The organism is Scytonema sp. PRP1 (assembly GCF_036697665.2).
Lineage (GTDB): Bacteria > Cyanobacteriota > Cyanobacteriia > Cyanobacteriales > Nostocaceae > Kalymmatonema > Kalymmatonema gypsitolerans.
The window spans coordinates 1-23974 of record NZ_JBAHYJ020000114.1 but is presented as its reverse complement, the minus strand read 5'-3'; the positions used below and the strand labels follow the sequence as shown (position 1 = coordinate 23974).

At 43.0% G+C, this 23974-nt stretch carries 21 protein-coding genes; 16 read left to right on the top strand and 5 right to left on the bottom strand.

The features are described from left to right. Nucleotides 1–368: 368 nt before the first annotated feature. The 4 genes from V5G28_RS31345 to V5G28_RS31330 all read right to left on the bottom strand — a co-directional run bounded on the left by V5G28_RS31345 (nt 369) and on the right by V5G28_RS31330 (nt 4401). Nucleotides 369–1196 carry an NADPH-dependent oxidoreductase gene (locus tag V5G28_RS31345; RefSeq protein ID WP_332995137.1) on the bottom strand — a complete coding sequence of 276 codons (828 nt, stop codon included), beginning with the start codon at nt 1194–1196 and terminating at the stop codon, nt 369–371. 57 nt (nt 1197–1253) lie between these two features. After that, entirely contained in the window at nt 1254–2357 is a 1104-nt protein-coding gene (locus tag V5G28_RS31340) for a sulfonate ABC transporter substrate-binding protein (RefSeq protein WP_332995134.1), read from the bottom strand. Nucleotides 2358–2398: 41 nt separating this feature from the next. Further along, nucleotides 2399–4123: an iron uptake porin gene (locus tag V5G28_RS31335; protein ID WP_332995132.1), complete on the bottom strand. Its 1725-nt coding sequence runs from the start codon at nt 4121–4123 to the stop codon at nt 2399–2401. A 119-nt stretch (nt 4124–4242) separates the two neighbouring features. Continuing rightward, the gene (locus V5G28_RS31330) at nt 4243–4401 is read right to left on the bottom strand and encodes a hypothetical protein (RefSeq protein ID WP_332995129.1); all 159 of its coding nucleotides are present in this window, start codon (nt 4399–4401) and stop codon (nt 4243–4245) included. A gap of 767 nt (nt 4402–5168) precedes the next feature. Between V5G28_RS31330 and V5G28_RS31325 the strand changes: the two genes are divergently transcribed. The 15 genes from V5G28_RS31325 to V5G28_RS31255 all read left to right on the top strand — a co-directional run bounded on the left by V5G28_RS31325 (nt 5169) and on the right by V5G28_RS31255 (nt 21609). Further along, on the top strand, nt 5169–6821 hold the full coding sequence (locus tag V5G28_RS31325; protein WP_332995127.1) for an FAD-binding protein: 1653 nt from the start codon (nt 5169–5171) through the stop codon (nt 6819–6821). A gap of 367 nt (nt 6822–7188) precedes the next feature. Then, nucleotides 7189–7518 (top strand): 4Fe-4S binding protein, encoded by a 330-nt coding sequence (locus V5G28_RS31320; protein WP_332995125.1) that lies wholly within the window; start codon nt 7189–7191, stop codon nt 7516–7518. 196 nt (nt 7519–7714) lie between these two features. Next, entirely contained in the window at nt 7715–8731 is a 1017-nt protein-coding gene (locus V5G28_RS31315; protein ID WP_332995123.1) for an ABC transporter substrate-binding protein, read from the top strand. Nucleotides 8732–8748: 17 nt separating this feature from the next. Further along, nucleotides 8749–9708 (top strand): D-2-hydroxyacid dehydrogenase, encoded by a 960-nt coding sequence (locus V5G28_RS31310; RefSeq protein WP_332995121.1) that lies wholly within the window; start codon nt 8749–8751, stop codon nt 9706–9708. After that, a complete protein-coding gene (locus V5G28_RS31305) occupies nt 9695–9931 on the top strand; it encodes a hypothetical protein (protein WP_336231489.1) in 237 nt (78 codons plus the stop codon). The genes V5G28_RS31310 and V5G28_RS31305 overlap by 14 nt, the downstream gene beginning before the upstream one ends. Before the next feature lie 125 nt (nt 9932–10056). After that, on the top strand, nt 10057–11004 hold the full coding sequence (locus V5G28_RS31300) for a D-2-hydroxyacid dehydrogenase (RefSeq protein ID WP_332995116.1): 948 nt from the start codon (nt 10057–10059) through the stop codon (nt 11002–11004). 35 nt (nt 11005–11039) lie between these two features. After that, a complete protein-coding gene (locus tag V5G28_RS31295) occupies nt 11040–12287 on the top strand; it encodes an MFS transporter (protein ID WP_332995114.1) in 1248 nt (415 codons plus the stop codon). Nucleotides 12288–12596: 309 nt separating this feature from the next. After that, the gene (locus V5G28_RS31290) at nt 12597–13646 is read left to right on the top strand and encodes an LLM class flavin-dependent oxidoreductase (protein ID WP_332995111.1); all 1050 of its coding nucleotides are present in this window, start codon (nt 12597–12599) and stop codon (nt 13644–13646) included. Between the two features lie 46 nt (nt 13647–13692). Next, entirely contained in the window at nt 13693–14508 is an 816-nt protein-coding gene (locus V5G28_RS31285; RefSeq protein WP_332995108.1) for a hypothetical protein, read from the top strand. Between the two features lie 619 nt (nt 14509–15127). Next, complete coding sequence (locus tag V5G28_RS31280; RefSeq protein ID WP_332995105.1) at nt 15128–16687, top strand: flavin monoamine oxidase family protein; 1560 nt, start codon at nt 15128–15130, stop codon at nt 16685–16687. Nucleotides 16688–16725: 38 nt separating this feature from the next. After that, complete coding sequence (locus V5G28_RS31275) at nt 16726–18075, top strand: glutamate-cysteine ligase family protein (protein WP_332995103.1); 1350 nt, start codon at nt 16726–16728, stop codon at nt 18073–18075. A 308-nt stretch (nt 18076–18383) separates the two neighbouring features. Next, a complete protein-coding gene (locus tag V5G28_RS31270) occupies nt 18384–19259 on the top strand; it encodes a MetQ/NlpA family ABC transporter substrate-binding protein (RefSeq protein WP_332995101.1) in 876 nt (291 codons plus the stop codon). Between the two features lie 24 nt (nt 19260–19283). Next, nucleotides 19284–20261, top strand: a complete 978-nt coding sequence (locus V5G28_RS31265; RefSeq protein WP_332995098.1) for a methionine ABC transporter ATP-binding protein — start codon at nt 19284–19286, stop codon at nt 20259–20261. Beyond that, nucleotides 20261–20917: a methionine ABC transporter permease gene (locus V5G28_RS31260; RefSeq protein WP_332995096.1), complete on the top strand. Its 657-nt coding sequence runs from the start codon at nt 20261–20263 to the stop codon at nt 20915–20917. Before V5G28_RS31265 ends, V5G28_RS31260 begins: the two co-directional genes overlap by 1 nt. Before the next feature lie 140 nt (nt 20918–21057). After that, a complete protein-coding gene (locus tag V5G28_RS31255) occupies nt 21058–21609 on the top strand; it encodes a pyridoxamine 5'-phosphate oxidase family protein (protein ID WP_332995095.1) in 552 nt (183 codons plus the stop codon). Between the two features lie 294 nt (nt 21610–21903). On the opposite strand, the gene V5G28_RS31250 is transcribed toward V5G28_RS31255, so the two are convergent. Next, on the bottom strand, nt 21904–23214 hold the full coding sequence (locus V5G28_RS31250) for an NF041680 family putative transposase (protein WP_332995094.1): 1311 nt from the start codon (nt 23212–23214) through the stop codon (nt 21904–21906). 325 nt (nt 23215–23539) lie between these two features. Here V5G28_RS31250 and V5G28_RS31245 point away from each other — a divergent pair, with 325 nt between their 5' ends. Next, nucleotides 23540–23866 carry a MetQ/NlpA family ABC transporter substrate-binding protein gene (locus V5G28_RS31245; RefSeq protein ID WP_332995092.1) on the top strand — a complete coding sequence of 109 codons (327 nt, stop codon included), beginning with the start codon at nt 23540–23542 and terminating at the stop codon, nt 23864–23866. Nucleotides 23867–23974: the final 108 nt, after the last annotated feature.

Genomic DNA, 23974 nt, shown 5'->3' with positions numbered 1-23974 from the left:
TTTGTCTAATCTTGAAAATAAAGTACGGTAAACTAATAGATTTACAGTAATTATCTTTTGTATATTTACATAGTTGCAGGGAAAAAGCAAGTACATTTTGTAAACAAAAATTACTATAACGGCAAAATTAATCGTATTTTTTACTACAAAAAACTGTAAATAAACTTGTATATTTTGGCATTGCATAATAAAGGAATAATTCTTGTGGAGTAGGCATACCGCCTACCCTTGAAATACAAAGAACAGCTCGTGTAGCCCTATGCCAACAGCACCGCTTACTTGTACACGAGTATGACCTAAGCCCTATGTCCAAAGGGCATAGGGCTTAGAAAGAATCCCATCGGCTTTTAGCCTAGCCCATGGGAGTGTCAATGAAGTAAAAAGCCAAGGTTCTGTAACGCCTCGCGCAATCTATCCCGTCCTGATAGGGACCCCGCAGAAGCAACTCGTTTGACAGAATGCTCTGACCAGTCACTCTCACTAGGAACATTTATCTGCTGTGAATTATAAAAGTCTTGCATGAGTTGGTCATAAAAGGCAATTCCGTTCTCTTGTTCTGCCAAATGATAGGTTTCTCGATGCAAAACAACTGATTGTGGTAAACGTGGTTTGACTACAATATTTGCTGTTGGATCAGGATATCCGACGCACAGTCCAAAGACGGCAAAAACATGAGGAGGTAAACCAAGTACTTGTGCTACTTCCTCTGGACGATTCCGCATCGCACCAATATATACCGTTCCTAAACCAAGAGACTCAGCTGCAATCACTGCGTTTTGTGCTGCTAAGGCTGCATCTACCACCGCCATCAAAAACATTTCCAAATAATCCAAACCTTCATGGGGTAATCCGCGACTTTCGGCAATATAGCTCAGTCGCGCCAAATCAGCTAACCATACCAAAAACAGAGGACACTGACGAATGTGTACTTGATTATTCGCCAGTTGTGCTAGTTTTTCCTTGCGTTGTGGTTCTTCAACAGCTACTACACTCCAAGTTTGTAAATTAGAAGAAGTCGCCGCCGACTGCGCCGCCGCCACTAAAGTTTCTAGAGTTCCTGGAGGTAAAGGTTTGTCTGTATAAGCACGCACAGAACGGTGGGAGAGTAAAGTACTGATACACTCACTCCAAGGAATCTCTGGATCAAAAGCATCAACTCTGTAGCGCTGTTTAAATAACTCAGTAGGATTCGTCATAAGTGATTGAGTAGAAATCAAAGTACCTTTTTAAAATAACAACCCACCACTCACAATTTATATTTTTGGGGAAAAAGCAGCATATTGTTGTGGTGTCAGCATGGCATCCCGCACGTTAATTTGTTTGGGTATAAGTTTCAACTGATAAAATGTATCAGCAACTTTTTGTTGTTCCGCAATCAAGTTTTCATTAATCGGCATAACACCAAAGTTTTTCCTCTGAGTTGCCCTTTTCATAATATCTAAATCTATTCCTAAAACTGGGGCTAGAGTTGCTGCTACTTGGTCTTTATTCTTGTTTGACCAGTCATCTAGCTTTTTAATTTCTTCTAGTACTGACTTAATCGTTTGTGGATTCTTAGTGGCAAATGTCCGACTAGCTAGATAATATCCTCCTTGGTTAGTAATTTTTGCCCCATCAATTAAAACACGAGCATTCGCAGATTTTTCTGCGGCTGCATAAAAGGGATCCCAAATGACCCACGCATCTAAACTACCTTTGACAAAAGCAGCGCGTGCGTCTGCTGGTGGTAAATACACAGGTTGAATCTCACTGTATTTCAATCCAGATTTTTCTAAAATTTTTAGGAGTAAATAATGGGCACTAGAACCTTTTTGGAAAGCAATTTTTTTACCTTTTAGGTCAGTAACTGATTTGATGGGAGAATTCTTGGGGACTAGAACTGCTGAACCGGCTGGAGTAGGTGCAATTCCTGCGATGTAAGTGATATTTGCTCCTGCTGCTTGGGCAAAAATTGGTGGGGATTCCCCCGCATGACCAAAGTCAATACTCCCTACGTTCATAGCTTCTAATAATTGGGGTCCTGCTTGAAATTCTATCCACTTAACGTCCACTCCCTCTGGCTTTAAACGTTTTTCTAAAACACCTTTGGCTTTGATGAGAATTGCTGATTTTTGATAACCAAATCTCAAAACAGAGGCTTTTTGTGCAATTAGTTGACTAGTAGGAATAGAAGCATTGGCTAGATGAGTATTTGTAAAAATCGGTGAAATGCAAGCTGCAAATAACAAGCTGAGGCACACACCAGTAAGAAATGCTCCGGCAATAGAAACAGGAATGACAGAGAAGAGCTTTGTATGACTATGGCTGTTGAAGAACCGGGATTTTAGTGATGATATCCACTTTGCTAAATTCTGCATGTCATTTGACTCCTTAATAACTTTGTTGTGATTGGTGGTATTTAGAAAGTAAAACTTGTACGGAGAACACCTACCAAAATTGGATCATTGTTGCCATTATGTTCTGGCTTGGTAATCAGGTAAACAATTGGCGTAATTCTGATGTTGTTATTTACCCGAAAAGTATAGAAAGTTTCGATGTGTAAAGATGTGTCAGGGTCTTCTCGTTGTTGTCCAGCTACTCTGAAATCATTACTGGTAACTTTCGGCGGAATACCAATATTAATGCCACCCAGATTCCCTTTCTTAAATAAATCTGGAAAGGACAAAGCTAGCGCACCATTGATAATAGTCGCATCATTGTCACCACCAACTTCTTGATGCGCTAGGGTGTAACCAAACCATCCACCTAAAGTAAAGCGCTGGCTAACTTTCCAGCTAAATTCCAGTCCAAAATTATTGGATGTAGTAGCATTTTGCCCAAAAGGATTTCGCGCAAAAGCGCTACCTGTTCCGCCAGTAAGATTATTACCAGAATTTGTAGTCAGGTATTTGCGTGTATAGGTTAGACCAATATCTAATTCTTTACTGGGCGAAAAGGTGACTTGGGCGATCGCCGCAAAGGAACTTTTGAAAAGCCCACTCTCAGGTCTATTAGCCTGAGGATCATCTGCTATGTAAGCTACGTGTGCTTGTAATTGATCGCTAAATTTATATGCAATAGCTCCACCCGCACCATCAAAACCTGGTCGGTACACAGTCGGGTTAAACTGTCCAAACCGGGAAAAACCACCCTGATATGGATTACCATTCAACGAGTTTAACGTCGGGACATAAACTGGGAAATTCAGTGTCCTTGGACCTATCCAAAAAGTGAGTTTTTGACCAACTGGAAAACGATAGTATAAGTTTTCCACATACAGGTCACTATCCCCAAAACTTGATGCATCCAAGGCAAAGCGGGTCATACTGGTTCCCGTACTAGATGTCAAATTAGGAATATTGCTTGCTCGTAATGTAGCTACTAGTTGGTCTTGACCAGTAAAGCTGCTTTGAAGCGAAAGCCTACTAAGGTAAGCAAATAAGGTGTTACTAGGATCATTTGTATCATTCGCGGGGGTATTATTCGGGCGATCTCCAAAAGTATCAGCCACTACGAAAATTGCATTACCTAGCAGTTTAGTCGTCGTTGAAAACTGATTTGCCTCGACTTGTGCTGTCTTGGCTTCTAAGTTATCTATTCTTCCTGCTAATTTAGAAAGTTCTGGACGAAATTCCTCCCTCAGTCGCTGTATCGTAGCTAAATCTTCCTTAGTTGCTAAATCTGCTGTCGATGACGCAATCAGTGTATTAATTTGGTCTAAGCACGCATTCAAACCCGCCGCAAATTCATAGCGTGTTAAGGCACGATTTCCGCGATAAGTGCTGTTAGGGTAGCCTACAATACAACCATAGCGTTCAACCAAGGACTGGAGTGCTTGAAATGCCCAATCTGTGGGTTGCACATCAGAAAGCTCAGAAACAGATGGGATTGATGGCTTTGATGATGGTTGTGTAGGCGCAGTAGGTGTTATCTGTGGTAAATTTTGCGAGATTAACTGATTTTTTCGTACTATTTTTGACTCTTTTATTGAAGGGTCAAATGACTTAAGTAATTCTAGATCACGAATATCAGGATGGAATTCTGAAGGTGTTTCTTGTCCAAAAGCTTTTGCATTGGCTACTAATAAAACTAGCGCCATAAATATCGGTAGAGTCAGTAATAAATCCCACAAAGTTTTTTTCATTTTGCTATTGTCACCTAAGTCGGTCTGGCACATCATGCTCTGTATCTCCACAGGAACCAGCCGGATAAAATGGAAGTCTTCAGTGTTAACCAAATATTGCGTGAGTTATCTAAAAATTCTCAACTCGCGTTGCTACTGCTCATCACTACTACAAACTGTAGTGGCTGCAACAAAGGAAGTTCTGGCAAGCGTTGCTCCTTTACCTCCTGCAAAGGAGGAAACCTCCGCACCCCTACGGAAAGCTGCTCCGCATCTACAGACTTCTCGCTGCAATTCACAGCAAAAACTACTTATTTGGAAGGAACACAATGAATTTTGATAAAAAATACGGCAATTCTGTCAATTTTAAGTATTTTGATTCTACTAGATAGGAGCATTTCACAAAAACTGTAACCAAGAAAGTCTTTTAGATTACATTTTGCTATAATTTTTGTTAATCTAACTATATTGTCTACTTAATATAATAAATATCTAATAATGTAAAGTTAATATTAGCTCCGGTAAGGCGATAGGTTTTTAGTAAATAATAAAAATTATGAAACATTGTATCGAGGCTAAATAACTTAGGAACTGTAGGGAAGGGCGATGACACGGAGTACCCGCTGAGTCCTCCGGACACGCACTCGCGTTCGCGATGCTCCCGTTCGGCTGCCGTAGGCATAGGGAGCCGCGCAAGGCGCAATGGTGCAAAGCGCCCGCTTTACAGCGATCGCATCCAAAGAAAGATTACCCAGAGAAAGATTATAATGTGCCTCTGTTCGGTGATTATTTTCTGCCCATAAAGTTTGTTCTTGATTTTTTTAACCAACTGTGCAACGATGTTACTATATTCCAATACTACTTTTAATCTACCAGTTTACCGTACTTTAGATTTGAAAAATAAGAGTTTATCAAACAACTTTAGTCACAAGGTATAGTTTGACGCAGTTCTCGTAATTTTTCATTATCTTAACTTCGTTTGACAAGCGACTAGCATTTTTGTGTTGTCGCTCATCTTGTGTCTTTGTTTGTACATAAGTTCTAAACTGTTGAAGCGGGGCTTCTCATGAGTAAGAATCTATTGTGGACAGGGGAAGTATCTACCACTGAATTTGAACCAAACTTGCTCTGTGATGTTCTGGTTATAGGGGGTGGACCAGCAGGCACTTGGGCGGCTTGGAGTGCGGCTTCCAAAGGTGCGAATGTCGTTCTTGTTGATAAAGGATATTGTGGTACGAGTGGCTGTGCAGCGGCATCGGGTAACGGTGTGTGGTACGTACCACCTGATGCGGAAGCGCGGGAAGCGGCAATGGCTTCTCGGGAGACTTTAGGAGGATTTTTAGCCAACCGCAACTGGATGCAACGGGTTCTAAATCAAACCTATGCCAATGTTAATTTGTTGGCTCAGTGGGGTTATCCTTTCCCAACAGACGACGAGGGTAAACCTTACAAGCGTAGTCTGCAAGGTCCAGATTATATGTACTTGATGCGAAAGCAAGTCAAACGGGTGGGGGTAAAAATATTAGACCATAGTCCAGCTTTGCAACTGCTAGTGGATAGAGACCGAAGAGTTGCAGGTGCGACGGGAGTCAACCGCCAAACTGGCAACAAATGGCTTGTGCGTGCAGGCGCAGTCATCATTGCAACAGGTGGCTGTGCTTTCTTAAGCAACGCACTTGGTTGCAATGTCCTCACAGGGGATGGTTACTTAATGGCAGCCGAAGCGGGTGCTGAGATGTCGGGGATGGAGTTTTCCAACGCTTACGGCATCTCTCCCGCCTTTTCTTCTGTAACCAAAACTCTGTTTTACAACTGGGCAACTTTCACTTACGAAGATGGTACACCTATTCCTGGAGCTGGCTCACAAAGAGGGCGTTCTGTCATTGCCAAAACCTTATTAACGCAGCCTGTTTACGCCATCTTGGATCAAGCTACGGAAGAAATGCGGACACATATGCGAAAAGCACAACCCAACTTCTTCTTACCTTTTGATCGTGCAGGTATAGACCCCTTTACACAACGTTTCCCCGTCACCCTCCGCTTAGAGGGAACTGTACGCGGTACAGGTGGCATCGGGATTGTCGATGATACTTGTGCTACTTCGGTACCAGGGTTATACGCTGCAGGCGATGCCGCGACGCGAGAACTTATCTGTGGTGGATTCACGGGAGGAGGCAGTCACAATGCTGCTTGGGCGTTGTCTTCAGGTTATTGGGCGGGACAATCTGCGGCTGTTTATGCTCGTGATTTAGGCACACAAGCAAACCAACGACGAGTCGAAGCTGTAGGTGAGGCAGGATTTACATCCAGTCATCAACGTTCACAAACCGTAAGCGTTGCTGGGCGGAACACCATAGAAATCATTCAAGCCACTCAGGCAGAAGTTTTCCCCTACGATCGCAATTACTTCCGCAACGAAACAGGATTAACCGAATCATTACAGAGATTAAATCACCTCTGGCAAGAAATTCGCACAACTCAAGCAGATGGTAACAACATTCTTCGTGTGCGGGAAGCCGCCGCAATGGTAGCCACAGCTCGATGGATGTACAGCAGCGCCTTGGAACGTAAAGAAACTCGAGGGATGCACAAACATACGGACTATCCGCAAGAGGATGTTAATCAACAACATTATTTAATTACTGGTGGTTTGGATCGTGTCTGGGTAAAAACTGCCCCTGTACAACAGACGAGAGTCAAAGTAGAAGTGGCAGCATGATGATCTCAAAATGAAAAGCTCACGCAAAGCCGAGGCTCTAATATCATGTTCGGCTAATTAGTTATGATTTCCAGGTTGACTGCACCCCACACGCCAGTCGCCTGCGGAGGGTTTCCCTCCTGCGCTTAGGCTCCCCTTTATCCCCTCCGCCTTGTCGGGAAACCCTCCTGCAGCACTGGTCTCACCGCGCGCGAGGAGGGGAGCCTAAGCGCAGATGAGTGCGGGGTGGGGTTCTTCAGGAATGATAAGTAATCTAACGTCTATAATCCTCCCAGTCCCTAACACCTCGACTTCGCTCGGTGTTAGCCCTCTCGCAAGTCGAAGGGCTAATCCCTAATCCCCAATCCCCAGTTCAAAACAACTTGATATGATTGAGCTAGTCAGTGAATCTCGCTGTATTCAGTGCAATATCTGCGTTAACGTTTGCCCGACAAACGTCTTTGATAAAGTACCAGACGCACCGCCCACCATTTCCAGACAAAATGACTGTCAAACCTGCTTTATGTGCGAATTGTACTGTCCAGTAGATGCTATGTACGTAGCACCACAAGTCGAACCCCTACCAGAAGTAGACGAAAAGTCTCTGACTGAAGCTAAACTCTTAGGAAGCTATCGCAGAAATATAGGTTGGGGACGTGGACAAACTAACACAGCCCAAGAAGATTCGACTTACCAACTACTCAAATACTTCAAATAGAACAATCACCCCTTTTGTTTCAATACGGTTCGGATAAGACTTGATCCCCCCAACCCCCCGAACTTCGGGGGGCACGAAACCCCCCCCTTTTTAACGGGGCAGGGGGGATCTTCCTGAAGATGAACATAGTTAACCGAACCGTATTGCCTTTTGTTCTCTCTTTCTGGTACGTACTCCCCTGGCTGATGCGGTTCATATGACTAATTCTACCCACTCAAAACCTCTTTTCTCCACGCTAACCGCATTTCTCCTACTGTTCAGCACTGGTTCTAGTGATGGTCAAACTGTCTCCCAAGCAGGATCGGCCACTCAAAAACAACTAAACACCTCCACCCTGCGTTTGGGTATTATAAGTGTCAAAAGTACTAAAATCCCTACAGGACCGATTGGTTGGGCAATGAATCAAGGCAAATTTCTGCCAGAACTACAAAAACTGGGAATCAAAGAAGTGCAAACGGTTTCGTTTCGCAACGGTCCCAACTTGAATGAAGCCTTAGTAGCAGGCAAACTAGATGTGGGCATTTATGGGGATACACCCGCCCTAGTTGCTAGGGCAAACGGGATTCCCACCCGCTTAATAAGTCAAGAACAAGTAGGAATGAATGCTTGGTTATTGGCAAAGAAAAACGGACCACGTTCTGTAGCGGAACTTAAAGGACAAAAGGTAGCGACGTCAAAAGGGTCATATATGCACCGCTACTTGATAGGGTTATTGCAAAAGTCAGGTATTGCGGATCAAGTGACGGTAGTTCACCTGCTACCGAATGACGCCCAAGCCGCATTAGAACGGGGTGATGTGGCAGCGATTGCAGCATCGACAGGTACCGGTCCACTCTTACAATCCAAAGGTTTTCCTGTCATTGATGAAGCTATCAAACATCCAGACTTACCAGGAACAAGTGTAACTGTCGTCACAGAAGCTTTCTTAGCAAAACATCCCGACTTGCCTCAAAAGTGGAATGAGATTAAACAAGCTGCTGTTAAAGATATCAAAGCAAAGCCAGAAGCATATTATAAGTTTCACGCCGAAGTGTCAGGATATCCTGTTAATGTGGTGAAAGCTTCTTTCCCTCTCCAACAGTTTCCAGAAGAACCAATTCCGGCGAAAGGATTACAACTGTTGCAAGGAACGAAGCAGTTTTTGGTGTCTCAGAAATTAGCAAAGTCGGATTTTCAATTAACTGATTGGATTGTGGCGCAAAAACAAAAATAAATCTGGCGTTAGCTTTTATGAAAATTATATTACCCATAGAAGTTGCTGACGAACTACTACCGCAATTGCCTTGTAATACAACAGTTATACGTATGGATAGTGAAGGCAACCTAGACGGGGATATTAGTGATGCTGAAGTGTACTTTAGTTGGTATTTTCTCAAACCTACTACCTTAGACAAAATCTTGACAACAGCGACGCAACTGCGTTGGCATCATGCACCCAATGCTGGGGTCAATCATATCCTCACACCTACTTTCACACCTACTTATTTAGAACGTAATCTCATTCTTACCAATAGCGCGGGAGTACATGGTATTCCTATCGCTGAATTTGTCATTGCTTTTATGCTGGCTCATGCTAAAAAATTACGTCAACTGTACACTTTTGCGGCACAGCATCACTGGCAAAGAGGTTTTCCAATTCAAGATTTGTGGGATGCAAAGCTGTTAATTATTGGTGCTGGCGGTATTGGGCAAGAAATTGCAGCCCGCGCCAAAGTCTTTGGAATGGAAATTTATGGAAGTCGCCGTCACCCGGAACCATTACCAAATTTTGACAAAGTAGTAGGTGCAAATGAATGGCGATCGCTTCTTCCAGAAGTAGACTATGTCGTCATTGCCACACCTTTGACAAAGGAAACTAAGGGAATGATTGATGCAGAAGTCCTACGGCTAATGCGTCCCAATGCTTACCTAATCAATATTGCTCGTGGTGCAATTGTGGATGAATCTGCACTCGTGAAGGCATTGCAAGAAGGTTGGATTGCAGGTGCTGCTTTAGACACAGTCTTCACAGAACCGCTGCCGTCAGAAAGTCCATTGTGGTTGTTACCAAACATTTTTATTACACCTCATTGTTCTGCTCATTCCTCAAGGGTAAAAGAGCGTTCTCTAGCCCTATTTCTCAACAATCTAACAAGCTACCGTCATGGCAAGCCTCTAAAAAATGTCGTCGATATAAATGCTGGTTATTAAGCTCTTGCGGAATGTGAGTTCCATCTGTGGTTATCAGTTATCAGTTACCAGTTACCAGTTATCAGTTTTATCGCTGGGGGAAACACCACACTCCTGTGCACCGTTCGTCAAGAGACGTGCCGTAGGCATAAGCGTTGGTGGTGAGCCACTGCGGTCTTGGGGTTTCCCAAGTAGAGCAAGTGGCGTTCGCGAACGCTCCGAAGAACCCGGAGGGCGGGTTTAAATCCCCCACCAGCCCGAGAAAGCGTCACTGCGGCTGGTACTGTTCACTGATTTAATTATTCTTTTTTTTCGACTTTTGCAAGAAGTTTATTGTTAAATTTTATTTAAATATCTTGCATAACTAGTATGAAACTCATTCTACCAGTAGAACTGGCTGCGAAAATCGAGCCGCTTTTACCACCAGATATTACATTTGTACGTGTAGATAGTGAAGGTAATTTTGAAGGCGATCCAGAGGATGCTGAAGTTTACTTCAACGGCTTTAAGTTAAAAAATACAACTCTCCATAAAGTATTAGCAGCTTCCCCTAAAATTCGTTGGCAGCATACACCAAGTTCTGGTGTGAATCACATTCTCACACCCATTTTTTTAGAACACGATATACTTCTGACTAACGGATCGGGAGTTCATGCCATTCCCATCGCGGAATTTGTAATTACTTTCCTACTTTATCATGCCAAAAATGTCCATAAATTGCACTCTTTACAAGCTGATCACCGTTGGATCAAGTGGTTAGAGCTAGAAGAGTTATACAATAAGACTTTACTGATTATTGGTACGGGAAATATTGGTCAAGAAATTGCCATTCGTGCTCAAGCCTTTGGCATGAATGTTTTTGGTAGTCGTCGCCACCCAGAACCATTACCAAATTTTGACAAAATAGTGGGTGCGGATGAATGGCGATCGCTTCTTCCAGAGGCTGATTATGTAGTTATTGCCACACCTCTGACACCTCAAACCAGAGGCTTAATTGATGCAGAGGCATTGTGGTTGATGCGTCCGAGTGCTTACTTGATTAATATTGCTCGTGGTGCGATCGTCGATGAAAATGCCTTACTCACTGCTCTACGTGAGGGTTGGATTGCTGGTGCTGGATTAGACACTTTTGCTGTTGAACCACTACCGCCGGAAAGTCCTTTTTGGTCTTTACCTAACGTATTTATAACCCCTCACTGTTCAGGACTGACACCACAACTTTACGATCGCATCGTGGCGTTATTTCTTGATAATTTAACACGCTATCGTAAAGGCTTGCCTTTACGTAATATCGTGGATAAACATACTGGCTACTAAACTGGCTACTAAAATCTACAAATTTACCAAACTTGATGTCTGATCAACGCCACGATCCCTATGCTGCATGGCGCTACCGTAATTATACTTTATTTGCCATTGCCCGTAATCTTTTAATGTTGGGTTCCCAGATGCAAAGTGTCGCTATTGGATGGGAACTCTACGAACGCACAAGTTCAGCCCTGATCTTAGGTGGAGTGGGTTTGGTACAGGTTATTCCAGTCATTTTATTGACATTACCTGCGGGACATGTGGCTGATAGATGGAATCGCCAGCGTACCGTCTTCTTAACTGACTTGATGGTTGCTTTGTGTTCGTTTGGTTTAGCAGTACTATCCTACACCCACGGCTCTATTTTCCTCATCTATACCTGTCTGTTTTTAGGTGGTATTGCCAAAGCTTTTAACAGCCCAGCCAGCGATGCTTTGCTACCCCAACTCATCCCCTTAGAAGTATTCAGCAATGCAGCAACTTGGAATAGTAGCGTTTTCCAACTAGCCGCAGTACTTGGTCCTGCATTAGGTGGGTGGATGATTGCGGTACAAAAAAGTGCCACTAGGGTTTATATCATTGATGGGGCACTGATCATGATCTGTGCGGGCTTAATTGCCGCTATACAGAACAACAAAAGTGTACGTTTGTCAACCCAAACACCTTCTTTAAAAACCTTAGTTGCAGGGATGAATTTTGTTTGGCACAACAAAGTCATTTTTGCTGCGATCGCTCTCGATATGTTTGCGGTGTTGTTAGGTGGTGCTACGGCATTATTACCCATCTTTGCTAAAGACATTTTGCAAGTCGGTCCTACCGGGTTGGGATGGTTACGCGCTGCACCAGCAATTGGTGCATTAATGATGGCTGTTACCTTAGCGCATCTGCCACCGATGAAAAGAGCAGGGATTGCGCTAATATGGTCAGTCATCGGTTTTGGTGCAGTGACGATTATTTTTGGCTTATCGCGTTCCTTCGAGTTATCCCTAGTTATGTTGGCATTAAGTGGAGCTTTTGACAACATCAGCGTCGTCATCCGTCATACACTGGTGCAAGTGCGTACTCCAGATGAACTGCGCGGTCGCGTTTCTGCTGTCAACAGCGTATTTATTGGTACATCAAACGAGTTAGGCAGCTTTGAATCTGGTTTAGCAGCAGCATTATTTGGACCTACTCTTGCTGTGGTAGGCGGCGGAATTGGCACGATTCTAGTTGTGTTAGTTATTGCCTTGCTGTTACCAGAACTACGCCGACTAGGACCGCTGCACTCTGTGGAAAAGGTTAATATATAGTCGTTAGGAGACAGCACCCCTCTAAAATCTCGTTTCCAGGTCTAAGCAGGAAATGCGGTTGGGGCGGCTCTGCCGCTCTTTAGGGGAGGCTCTGCCTCCCAGTAGGCATTCCCAGCCTGAGGCTGGGAACGAGGCAATTTTCAGTCAGAGACTGGGAACAAGCGAAACTATTCTCTTGCTTTTTCTCTTCATTTGTGAAATAATTATATACTAATACTACGGTAAATTAATAAAATAACAGTAAATTAAATTCAGTAGTTTAAGCGCCCAGACTTGGGAAAACTTTGTTTTCAAGCAAGCATAGAAGTTATGTCTCAACCACGTTACGGGATTTGGATTCCCGTTTACGGCAATTGTGGCGCGATGAACCATCCACTTGAACCTCGTGACGCAAGCTACTTAAGAGCAAAGACACTCATCCAGCTAGCAGAAGAGTGCGGGTTTACGACTACTCTCATCGCTGAACACATCATCAATCCAAGGAATCAAGAATTTGAGCAGTTAGAGACTTGGACAACAGCAGCAGCCCTGGCTGAAGCAACTAAATCGATTGAAATCATCGCTGCTGTAAAGCCTTTGCTGTTTCATCCAGCCGTCCTAGCCAAGATGGCATTAGGTATTGATGCCATCAGCGGCGGGCGTTTTGCCGTTAACGTCGTTAGCGCGTGGTTTATGCCGGAACTACAAAAGTCCGGCATACCTTTCCTACCCCACGATGAGCGCTACCGCTATTCTCAAGAGTGGATTAAGGTGGTAAAAGCGTTGTGGAGTGGAGAACGCGTCAATTTTCAAGGAAAATACTTTGCGATCAATGATTTGTGTTTGCGTCCGCGTTCAGTAGCACAACCGCATCCCCGCGTGTATCTGGGTGGTGAGTCAGAAGCAGCCAAAGAGTTAGCAGCACTCGAAGCAGATGTATTTTTCCTGAATGGTCGTCCTTTGGATGTCGTGCGCGAAGCGATCGCCTCCCTGAGAAACCGGACACGCACACAACCCAAACCGCTACGCTTTGCGCTGTCAGCTTTTGTGATTGCCCGATCAACTGACGCGCAGGCACAGGCAGAATATGAATATTTGCTAGAACTCACCAAACAAGACGACAGAAGCGAACTCTTAAAAGGTGTTGAACCGGAAGTGGTGATGTTCAAAAACATGGCGAAATATCCTGGTGTGGGGAGTAACGGCGGTACAGCTGCAGGCTTTGTTGGTAGCTATGACACCGTAGCTGCACGGATAGCTAATTTTAGAGAAGTAGGCATTGATACTTTTATGCTGCAATTTCAACCTTTTCCTACGGAGATGAAACGCTTCTCTCAAGAGGTGATGCCGCGAGTGCGCTCACTAGAACTTGTAACTTGACACCCAATAACAGTAGCATTTTTGATTCTCATTACTGAAGGTTTATATGACTGCAACCTTGACTCGTCCGACTTGGACACCTGAGTTGGAAATTGAAATTATCGACAAACTGATTGCTCGGTATGCTCCTCACTTTCCCACAACTCGGGCTGCAACACCGCGACAACCTATCACCCAAGAAGAAATAGAGAATTTTTGCCACTTCCGTATTGGCGGTGCAGCTCACGACTTGTATATAGTGCAAGTTTGTGGTAAAGTCATAGACCAAATTCCTGATCCAGAACTGCAACTATTTTTGAGCCGCCAAATTGGCGATGATGGCGCACACGCTCAACATACCCGTCAGCGAGTGTGGGAATTAACAGGACACGATCCCATCGCCGAGATACAGCAGAGGGTGCAAAAGCACTGGGACTTTATGGGAGACTTGCCTCATCGTAACTGGTTAGGGTTCATGGCGTTTGAGTTGCACTATGAACTGCATATCGTTGCTCAGTTGATTTTGAATAGCCGCACAACAAAAATCAATGACCCAGAAACAGGGAAATTTGGTGTTGAGAAAATTCTCCCTGATGAAGCATACCACCGTTTGGGGGTCTTAGCTTGGTGGCAAGGTAAGTATGAGCAAGCATCACCTACACAGAAGCAGGAAATCGCAGCACAACTCCTTGAGGTGGACGAAGAAGGACAGCGGCGACGCAATGGTTACCTCAACGAGTATTGGGGAATTATTCACCGCGCCACAGGTGCAGAAATTGAAGGATTACCAGTGATTTACGATGCATGGCGGCGAGAGGTGCTTGCTTACTTTTTGGACATCCCGGTTTCTGAACTTCCCAAGTTGGTGAGCGTTAGCGAGTAGAAAAATTTAGAAAACGTGTTCTCCTCTTCTTCCCCCCTTTTCTAGGGGGGCTTTTTGAAAATTCAAGGAGACTTGACTCGTAGCGTAGAAATAACTAGGACTTACACACTGTACAAAAGGGGTATCATGTGCTTAACGTAATTTGGTCGTTCCAGATTTTTGAGGACTACCGCCAGATGGGTGGCGATCGCTAAAAGATTATCGAAAAATCAGGTTTGAACGCCTGAAACCTATACTCCATATTTGGTATTTCCTGTCAATGCACAAGTTCTAAGCTCTAGCCCTTTCAAGGTGTGTTATTCTCCTGTTTTTCTGGTTTAGAATCTTATAAGTTGAGACATGAGGTCGATTCTTGAGGTAAGTCCTCTTTGGCTGAGGTTTTTTTGGGTCTCGCGCATGACGACGAAAAGCTCTCAGCTTGGCAAGACCTGCCAGATGTTTGAGAATTTGCGATAATTCGATGAAGGTCATGTTGTGAAAAACACGCCATTCTTTGGGGGGAATCGCAATCATCCTTTTCTAAAGAGCTATTTAAATGAGCGTCGTCTAAAGGTGATGCAGCAGTTCCGTCAAACCAAATTACAGTAAGGTGTAAACACAATTGAACTATTTTTCAACTATGCAATGGGAGCCATTTTCATTCGATAGCTTGTTTGCTTATCCTGGTAATCTTTCAAAGTTTGATGAAGCTGGACAAAGAAAAAAAGTTGGAATTATTGGGGCAGGGCTTGCTGGCTTAACGGCTGCCTATGAGCTAAAACAGATAGGACATGACGTGACAGTCTTTGAGGCATCTAATCGAAGTGGGGGACGTGTTTACACACATCACTTCAAAGATGGCACTTATGGCGAACTTGGGGCCATGCGTATACCAGCAAATCACCATTGTGTTTTACACTATATCGATAAATTTGGATTGAAGATCAGACCTTTTGTAAACTATAATTCTTCTGCTTATTATTACATTCGTAATTTCAAATCTCGTATAAACAACTGGAAAGATCTAAGCCAAAAAATTGCTTTATTATTGCACGAACGTCAGAATCCAAGCAAACTTTATGAGCAGATGATGCAAAAAGCAATTTCTAGGCTTTCTCAAGAAGAAAAATGGTGTATTTTTACTTCAAAATTTCATAGTGAAGTCTTACGAAACTATGAGGAAAAAACACTTTGGCAATATCTTCGTGAAAACCTTTCTGAAGAAGCTATAGAATATGTTGGTCATACAACGAGTATTCTACAGTATAAGCGAGCTTCTTTCTTGGAGACTTTAATTGACTTTTTTGGCTTGTTTCGAGTTGACCAATATGAAATAATTGGTGGAATGAGTCAAATTTCAAATGCTTTTGTGAGTCAACTTAAAGATTCTATCAATTACAATTCACCAGTGCATGAAATTGAATCAAAAATAGATGGTATCTATCTGAGTTGGAAGAGAAATAATAATTTACCAGAATCATCTAAATATGATTACGTTATTTGTACTGTCCCTTTACCTGCCTTACTAAAAATAAAATTTTATCCGGAATTATTACCAGATAAAAAGGAGGCATTGCGTGGGGTTTCTTATGCTAGTTCCGCTAAAATGCTTTTTCATACTACCAAGCGCCCTTGGGAAATTGACGATAAGATTTTTGGCGGTGGCTCATTCACCGATTTGTCGATTCAGCAATGTTGGTATCCTTCAGATAATAGTGTACCTGTCGAGGGGGCTAAGGTAAACTGTTTCACGGGTGATGAATCGCGCCCTAATTCTGAAGCTCCTAAGAACTGGAAAGTTCGTAGTCCAGATATTTCACACGGGCCTGGCGTTCTCACTGCAGCGTATCTCTGGGAAGCAAATGCCCGTCGTTTTACAGCCTTATCAGAGTCTGAACGAATTACTTCTGTTCTGCATAATGTGAAGCATATTCATCCAAATATTGAAGATTACTTGGATGAAACAGTTTCTTTATCTTGGGATCAACTTTCTAGCCCAGGATGTGGAGCATTTGCTTTCTTTAGTCCCGGAGAACATCAAAGATATCAGAAGGTATTATGTAGACCTTATCCAGTAGAAAGACCTCGTCTCTTCTTTGCAGGTGAACATCTAGCTATTGCACATGCCTGGATGCAAGGTGCTATTCAAACAGGCTTGTCAGCAGTCATAAATGTTTTAACTGCCCCTTGTCCTGATTAGTTGAACTATACAGTCATAATGTGATTGGTTTCTAGATTATGGATAATTTTGATGTCAGTCCACTACAATATCGTGATTTATTTTCGGTTTTTGCTAAGCATGACAATCCCCAAGAAAAAATAGGGGTTGAGGTAGAGGTTGGAACAGTTAGGCCATTCACTGGGCTCTCCATTCCTTATGAAAATGGCGTGAATCTGCTACTCCAAGCTTTAAGAAAAGAATTTGATGGAGAGCCAATTCTAGAAGGCGGTAATATTGTGGGTGTCTCCTTAAGTGATGGAGGACAGCTTGGTCTTGAACATCACGGAGCATTAGAATATAGCTCCCGACCATTCACTAGTATTACTGAAGCTGTCATTACAACCCTATATATTCTTCAGCAATGTGCTGATGTTGCTAAAAGTCTTGATATTGCTTTGCTTACAGGCGGTAATTTCCCATTTAGTACCTTCAAAGATGTCAATTGGATGCCATTACTTCGAGGGCCAATTATGCGAAATTATCTGATGAATCTCGGTGAAATGGGGGCCTTGGGTCAGTCTGTAATGGGGTTTGCCCTATCTACTCAAGTGACACTTGATTATTTAGATGAAGAAGATCTCGTCCGAAAACTAAAAATGCTGACGACAATTTCTCCTGTTGCAGCCGCTCTCTTTGTTAACTCTCCCTTACAAGGAGGTAAAGTGTCTGGTGTATTATCACGTCGAATGCAGTATTGGGATAAATTTGATCCAGAAAGATGTGGTTTTATTCCGGTCACCTTGAATCCGAGGATGGAGATTACTGACTTTGTGGATTGGGCGATTGAAAAACCCATGATATTTCGTAATCATAATGGTCAGGTTAAGTTAGCTCCTCGAAAATCATTTTCAACATTTTTGAATGATGGATTTGGTGATGGAACCTTTCCAAATTATTCTGATTGGGTAGCTCATCTTTCTCAAATCTGGACGGATGTACGTCTGAGAAACACCATTGAATTGCGGATTATGGATGGTCAATCTTTTCTGAATATACCTGCAGTCCTCGCATTTTGGGTTGGGCTTACGTATCACCCCCCTTCATGTAAGTCTGCCTGGGATTTAATGAAAGGACGGATCTTGACAGATCATAAAAAGGCTCGACAGGACGTTGCTATCAATGGCCTAAAGGCAAAACATGGTCAAGACTCAATACATGAGCTAGCCATAGAGCTTGTCAAACTAGCAAAGCTTGGTTTGATGGCCAGAGTTAAAGCAGGTCTGGAGCCTTCTTCTGTCCTCAATTACTTAACACCAGTTGAAGACGTTGTTTCTTCTGGTAAAACTTTTGCTGAGCAATGTATCGAGCATTGGCAAAACGATATGCAAATGGTTCCGTCTAGTTATGTAAAAGCGTTCCAAATTTAATGGGATGATAAGACGTAGGAGAATTGAAGATGCTTTGTAAGTGTTCAGGTCACACTTGGCAGTAGATGGCTTGGTAGTAGCTCTGATAGTTTGAACCCCAAATTGAGCAACATAGTAGATATTATCCATGTTCCCAAGCCACTGGTGATTGGCGATCGCCTAATTGAAGAGTATGGCTTTTCGCTATTTCACATCTAGGGTACTTTGTCAATGCGTAAGTCCTAATAACGAGAAAATTTGGGACTTCAGCAAAATAATAGATTAACAGAGGCGATGGTTCCAAGGGGACCCGCTCAAGGAGGGATCGCATGACCAGAAAAATTCACCGTCGCTTTTTTGTGATGGCGGCTGTGTCCTTCACCGCATCAACGGTATTTGCTAGTTGTACTGCACCTCAGAATAATGGTACAGCTTCTAGTCCTACTGCTACCACAGCCGCTAACGTAACGACAAGTACGAAAGAGAAAATTAAAGTTGGAGTTACACCTGTACCAGCAGGAGAGATTTTAAAATTTGTCAAGGATAATTTGGCAACTGATGCAGGATTAGACATTGAGATTGTTACTTTCAACGATTATGTGCAGAATAACTCAGCTTTAAGGGATGGACAAATTGATGCCAATTACTTTCAACACGTCCCTTTCATGCAGGATTATAGTAAGCAGAAAAATCTACAAATGTACGCATTTACTCCGCAAATTCATTTGAACCCTGTTGGACTTTTTTCTAAAAAACATAAGTCGATTGCAGAAATTCCCACCAAAGCTTTAGTCACAATTCCTGATGATGTGAGTAATGCTCATCGCTCGCTGAAGGTGATGGAAGAAGCTGGATTAATCAAGCTCAAATCTAATGTCAAACAAGCAAGCCCCAAAGACATCATTGAAAATCCCAAGAATTTGCAAATCAAAGAAATACCAGGAGCGCAGGCAATTCCTAGTTTACCGGATGTAGACTTAGCTGGAATTACAGGAAACTGGGTTGTACAATCAGGGATGCGAACTGATAAAGATGCTTTGGCACTAGAATCAGCGCGAGATCCTCTCTACGCTGTAACGCTAGTTACTTTACAAGGAAAAGAAAACGAGCCAAAAGTTCAAAAACTCTACAAATTACTGCGTGATGAAAGAGTGAAGCAGTTTATTCAACAGAAGTATCAAGGAGCCGTCCTTCCGATTCCTTGAAATACATAATGGAGAAATGACTACATGATTGAGTTAATTAATGTCCGAAAAATTTTCACTCAAGGTGATCAAAAAGTAGTAGCACTAGATGATGTTAGTCTTCATATTAAAGCAGGTGAAATATTCGGCGTTTTAGGACAAAGTGGTGCAGGGAAAAGCACACTTATTCGCTGCGTCAATCAGTTAGAAAAGCCCACCTCCGGTTCTGTTTGGGTAAATAATCAGGAAATGACTGCGCTTTCTGGTGCAGCGTTGCGTCAAGCACGCCAGCAAATTGGGATGATTTTTCAACACTTCAATTTGCTGAGTTCCAGAACAGTTGCTGAAAATATCGCTTTTCCGTTGGAAGTGATGGGTTACACCAAACTCAAGCGAAAGGCGAAGGTAGAGGAATTGCTGACACTCGTTGGATTAGAAGGGAAAGCAAATGCCTATCCAGCCCAGTTATCTGGCGGGCAAAAGCAACGCGTCGGTATTGCAAGAGCTTTAGCAGCAGAACCAAAAGTTTTGCTGTCAGACGAGGCGACTTCAGCTCTCGATCCACAGACAACCCGCTCAATTTTAGAACTTCTGCGTGACCTCAACAAGCGTATGGATTTGACTATTTTGCTCATCACTCATGAAATGAGTGTAGTCAAGCAAATTTGTGATAGTGTAGCCATACTCCATGCGGGTAAGATTGTTGAACAAGGACGAGTCAGTGATTTAGCTGCCCAACCAGACTCTTTACTCGCACGCGAGTTCTTTCCTCGTTGCAAGGGGTATACACCTCGTCCCGGAACAGTAGTAGCTACTTTAGCATTTGCCGGAGAAGTCGCCCGAAATTCTATATTCTCTACCTTGGCACGTCGTTTCGATGTCGATGTCAATATCCTCAACGGTAGCGTCGAAACTGTCGGCTCTCAACATATTGGTCAGTTTCAAGTCGAACTGGAAGGAGCTAAGGTGACGCAAGCGCTGGAATACTTACACAAGTCAGAATACGCAATAGAGGTACATTGATGCAAGGGTGGGAATTAGTTAACAGCTTATGGCAAGCTACAGTTGAAACTTTTTACATGGTTGGAATATCAGCTTTGGTGGCTGTCTTTTTGGGTTTACCTCTGGGTTTACTGCTGGTGATGACAAATCCTGGTAATATTCTGGATGCACCCAAAGTTAACCAAGTTTTGAGTGCGATCGTTAACACTGGACGCTCATTCCCCTTTATCATTCTCCTGGTTGTTTTAACACCCCTTACCCGTCTGATAGTCGGCACATCTATTGGTAGTACGGCGGCGCTGGTTCCCCTAACTCTGGCTGCTATCCCTTTCTTTGCCCGCATCGCCGAAACCAGCATTTTGGAAGTAGATAAAGGTTTGGTAGAAGCAGCAGAAGCAATGGGTTGTAACTACTGGCAAATTGTATTGAAAGTACTCATTCCTGAAGCTCTGCCATCGTTAGTTTTAGGCGTCACAATTCTCATCGTCAGCTTGCTCAATTCATCTGCAATGGCTGGAGCAGTTGGTGGTGGTGGATTAGGTAATTTAGCAATTCAATATGGCTATCAGCGATTTGATGTTGGAGTCATGTTTGCCACAATTATTATTCTTATTATTCTCGTACAACTGATACAGTTTTTAGGTGATTTACTAGCGCGACAAATCAGAAGACGATAAATCAAAATGACTCATATATAGTAGTAAATTTTATTTTTACTCTGTCTCTGTCTACTCAACGTCTCTGTAGTTATTATAAAATTTAATTTATTTATCTGTGTAATTTGAACACATAAATTCTGATTTTTTCTATTCAATCTATGGCTAAACTTTTTGAATGCATCACTGAAGAACTACAAGAATTTATTGAAGCTCAACACCTTTTCTTTGTAGGTTCTGCACCCTTAAGTCCCACTGGTCATGTTAACCTTTCTCCTAAAGGTCTAGGAGGTTTTCGCGTTCTTTCTCCCCGTCGTGTAGGTTACTTGGACGTGACAGGTAGTGGTAACGAAACCTCAGCCCATCTGCAAGAAAATGGGCGAATTACTTTTATGTTTTGCGCTTTTGCTGAACCCCCAAGTATTCTCCGTCTCTACGGTAAAGGATACACAGTTATTCCCAGTTCGCCAGAATGGGAAACTCTGTATCCCTTGTTTCCAGAGATTCCCGGAGCGCGTCAAATTATTGTAGCGGATATCTCAAGAGTGCAAACCTCCTGTGGTTTTGGCGTACCAGTTTATCAATATAAAGGACAGAGGGAGACTTTAGCCAAATGGGCTTTGAAAAAAGGTGAAGCTGGACTTAAAGAATATCATCAGCAAAAAAATCTGGTCAGCATTGATGGTTTAGCAACTCCATTGAGTAAGTCATGAGGCTTAGGAAAAGTTTTGGCTCTTTTATTGGCTGATTTTGGCGCAAAGGTAGTTGTATGCGATCGCCTTAGGTGATTTCTAGGAAAGAATTTACCGATGGAGGTAAAATGTACTCTTGATGCGAAGGAAACAGGAGAAAGCATTTTGGATATGTTAGCCCGAGCAGGCGCACCCAAAGCATTCACTAAAATATAATATGAATGTTAAAAACTGGACTTTAGACTAAAAAGCACAAAATGACTCAGGGAAGCTGAGTTTGGAAGAAGCAAAAAGGAAAATTCAAAAAATTAGAAATCAAGCGGTTTTTTGGTCGGCTTTACGTGAAGATGAAGTACGCTTTTTAACTATAGGATAGCGAATCCTACTAGCCCGTGGTTGTCGAGTCTTCCAACCAGGGGATTTACCTCGTGGTTTAGGCGGTTTAGCAGGAGTAGAAACTCTGACCAAAATCCCAGGCATCGCTTGTGCAACTCGTCCTGGTGTAAATAGAGTCATCTGTTTTTGCCAAGGGAGCGGATTATCAGTGACAAGATCACGAGCCAGCCATAATTCCCAAGTCATGAGTGGCATGAGGTCACTCCATCGGTCACATTGTTGGGGAGTAGCAAGTTTAGGGAGTGTCCAATGCAAGCGTTGTTTAATAAACCGATACCAGTGGTCAACAGCAAAGCGTCGTAAATAAAGTTTCCACAGTTCAGACAAAGGTGGCATTTCTTGACCCACAAATGCCAACCACATCGGTTTGCTGACTCGTGGGGAGCCGTCTTCTTGCAGCCTTTCAACCAGTATAATGGACATAGGATGCTGTGGAGAAAGACGAAAATGCTTTCTTGTCCAAAGCCGAATTCTGACTCTACCCAGTTTGGCATCTTGTTGTTCAATGGTTTGTTCTGGGTTAGACCAGGTACTGGCATCATTGAGTTTAAACTTGTCTGCGTGTACTCGTGGTTTGCCGCGTCCTGAGTATGCTGGTGGTTCTCCCCATAAACACAAGTTGGAACGTAGCCGCATCAGTTTATCGGCGTTAATGTCCGCAGTTTTTATTACAAATGGCGCACAACCGTATTCGTTGTCCCATAATGTGATTGGTCGTGATGGTAAATGCTGACATACTTGTTTTAGCTGCCAAGTCGCTTTATCTATCGGATTTTCCCAACTTGTAATTCGTTCATGTCTAAGTGGTAATGCCCAACTACCTTCAGTTTCCGGTATCCAAGCGATGGTACTGTATCCGTATCCCAGAGTAACAGGACGACCCCCTCTGCCTCCAGCAGTATAATGCTCGTAGGTTCTTTCCTTGAGCGTGGGTGCATCCGGTCTTGACCATACTGTATGGTCTCCTGCCAAAATTATACGTCCAAAATTGGGTATTTTTTCGCTGTACAGCGTCATCAATTTGTTGCGCTTTGGTCTAGTATCCTGTATTGTCTCATAAATACTTGACCATTGACGACGGAACACTGGACACATTGATAAATCCCCTAAGCTGTAGGCATTGCGTGTCAGTAATATTGCATCCATTAGTTCAAATGTTGCATCCTTTGCCCGACATAAACACTCGTATGCTACTTGACGGAATTCCCTCAATTGTGCAAAAACATCCATAACGGCAGATGAAGGTTGGTAGTACTTCTTTCATCTTCCGTTACTCGGCTGCTTGTTCTTACAGGCATCCCTTTATTTTTTGCAGTCCCATTATTTAGTGATCGCTCTCTTTTAGTCTAAAGTCCAGTTGTTAGCAGACAAAGGTTTAATCAAGCTTAACTCATATCTTGCACCTCTCCGTAGAATACCGTACACTCTAAAAAGAGGTGCAATAAAGCTACATAATTTTTATTGGCTTTTCTCGTTAAATAAAGACTTATGGGTTAATACTGAGTGATTATTTTCCATCAACTTTTATTGGTGCAAGATGTGAGTTAAGGAAAACGTGGCGGAACTCGCAACTGTCCAAGACATTGCTGCTAACCCAAAAAATCTCCAAATCAAAGAGTTAGAAGGACCAGCGATTGTGCGATCGCTTGATGATGTGGACTTAGCTGTGTTCTCCGCAGGGCTGCGTCTGCAAGCTGGACTGCAGCTGCAACCTTTAGAACAGGAGTCAATAGCCCAAAAGCGCTATGCTGTGGGGCTTGTCACTTTGCAGGATAAACAAAACGACCCCAGGATTCAAAAGTTGAATAAACTGCTTACTGACTCCAAAGTCAAGGACTTTATCAATCAAAAGTATCAGGGTGCTGTATTATCGGTCTTCTAAAAACCCAAGTTCAGAAGTTTCGTAATTTTGTATGATGTGATTTAATATGGTTAGAAAATACGGTAAATTAGTCGAGTTACAGATATTTGCAAAAACTGGTATGACGCC

What these genes read in the sequence shown, in the direction of transcription:
- V5G28_RS31345 (WP_332995137.1), bottom strand. Translation starts at nt 1,196, where the DNA reads ATGACGAATCCTACTGAGTTATTTAAACAGCGCTACAGAGTTGATGCT.
- V5G28_RS31340 (WP_332995134.1), bottom strand. Translation starts at nt 2,357, where the DNA reads ATGCAGAATTTAGCAAAGTGGATATCATCACTAAAATCCCGGTTCTTC.
- V5G28_RS31335 (WP_332995132.1), bottom strand. Translation starts at nt 4,123, where the DNA reads ATGAAAAAAACTTTGTGGGATTTATTACTGACTCTACCGATATTTATG.
- V5G28_RS31325 (WP_332995127.1), top strand. Translation starts at nt 5,169, where the DNA reads ATGAGTAAGAATCTATTGTGGACAGGGGAAGTATCTACCACTGAATTT.
- V5G28_RS31320 (WP_332995125.1), top strand. Translation starts at nt 7,189, where the DNA reads ATGATTGAGCTAGTCAGTGAATCTCGCTGTATTCAGTGCAATATCTGC.
- V5G28_RS31315 (WP_332995123.1), top strand. Translation starts at nt 7,715, where the DNA reads ATGACTAATTCTACCCACTCAAAACCTCTTTTCTCCACGCTAACCGCA.
- V5G28_RS31310 (WP_332995121.1), top strand. Translation starts at nt 8,749, where the DNA reads ATGAAAATTATATTACCCATAGAAGTTGCTGACGAACTACTACCGCAA.
- V5G28_RS31305 (WP_336231489.1), top strand. Translation starts at nt 9,695, where the DNA reads ATGCTGGTTATTAAGCTCTTGCGGAATGTGAGTTCCATCTGTGGTTAT.
- V5G28_RS31300 (WP_332995116.1), top strand. Translation starts at nt 10,057, where the DNA reads ATGAAACTCATTCTACCAGTAGAACTGGCTGCGAAAATCGAGCCGCTT.
- V5G28_RS31295 (WP_332995114.1), top strand. Translation starts at nt 11,040, where the DNA reads ATGTCTGATCAACGCCACGATCCCTATGCTGCATGGCGCTACCGTAAT.
- V5G28_RS31290 (WP_332995111.1), top strand. Translation starts at nt 12,597, where the DNA reads ATGTCTCAACCACGTTACGGGATTTGGATTCCCGTTTACGGCAATTGT.
- V5G28_RS31285 (WP_332995108.1), top strand. Translation starts at nt 13,693, where the DNA reads ATGACTGCAACCTTGACTCGTCCGACTTGGACACCTGAGTTGGAAATT.
- V5G28_RS31280 (WP_332995105.1), top strand. Translation starts at nt 15,128, where the DNA reads ATGCAATGGGAGCCATTTTCATTCGATAGCTTGTTTGCTTATCCTGGT.
- V5G28_RS31275 (WP_332995103.1), top strand. Translation starts at nt 16,726, where the DNA reads ATGGATAATTTTGATGTCAGTCCACTACAATATCGTGATTTATTTTCG.
- V5G28_RS31270 (WP_332995101.1), top strand. Translation starts at nt 18,384, where the DNA reads ATGACCAGAAAAATTCACCGTCGCTTTTTTGTGATGGCGGCTGTGTCC.
- V5G28_RS31265 (WP_332995098.1), top strand. Translation starts at nt 19,284, where the DNA reads ATGATTGAGTTAATTAATGTCCGAAAAATTTTCACTCAAGGTGATCAA.
- V5G28_RS31260 (WP_332995096.1), top strand. Translation starts at nt 20,261, where the DNA reads ATGCAAGGGTGGGAATTAGTTAACAGCTTATGGCAAGCTACAGTTGAA.
- V5G28_RS31255 (WP_332995095.1), top strand. Translation starts at nt 21,058, where the DNA reads ATGGCTAAACTTTTTGAATGCATCACTGAAGAACTACAAGAATTTATT.
- V5G28_RS31250 (WP_332995094.1), bottom strand. Translation starts at nt 23,214, where the DNA reads ATGGATGTTTTTGCACAATTGAGGGAATTCCGTCAAGTAGCATACGAG.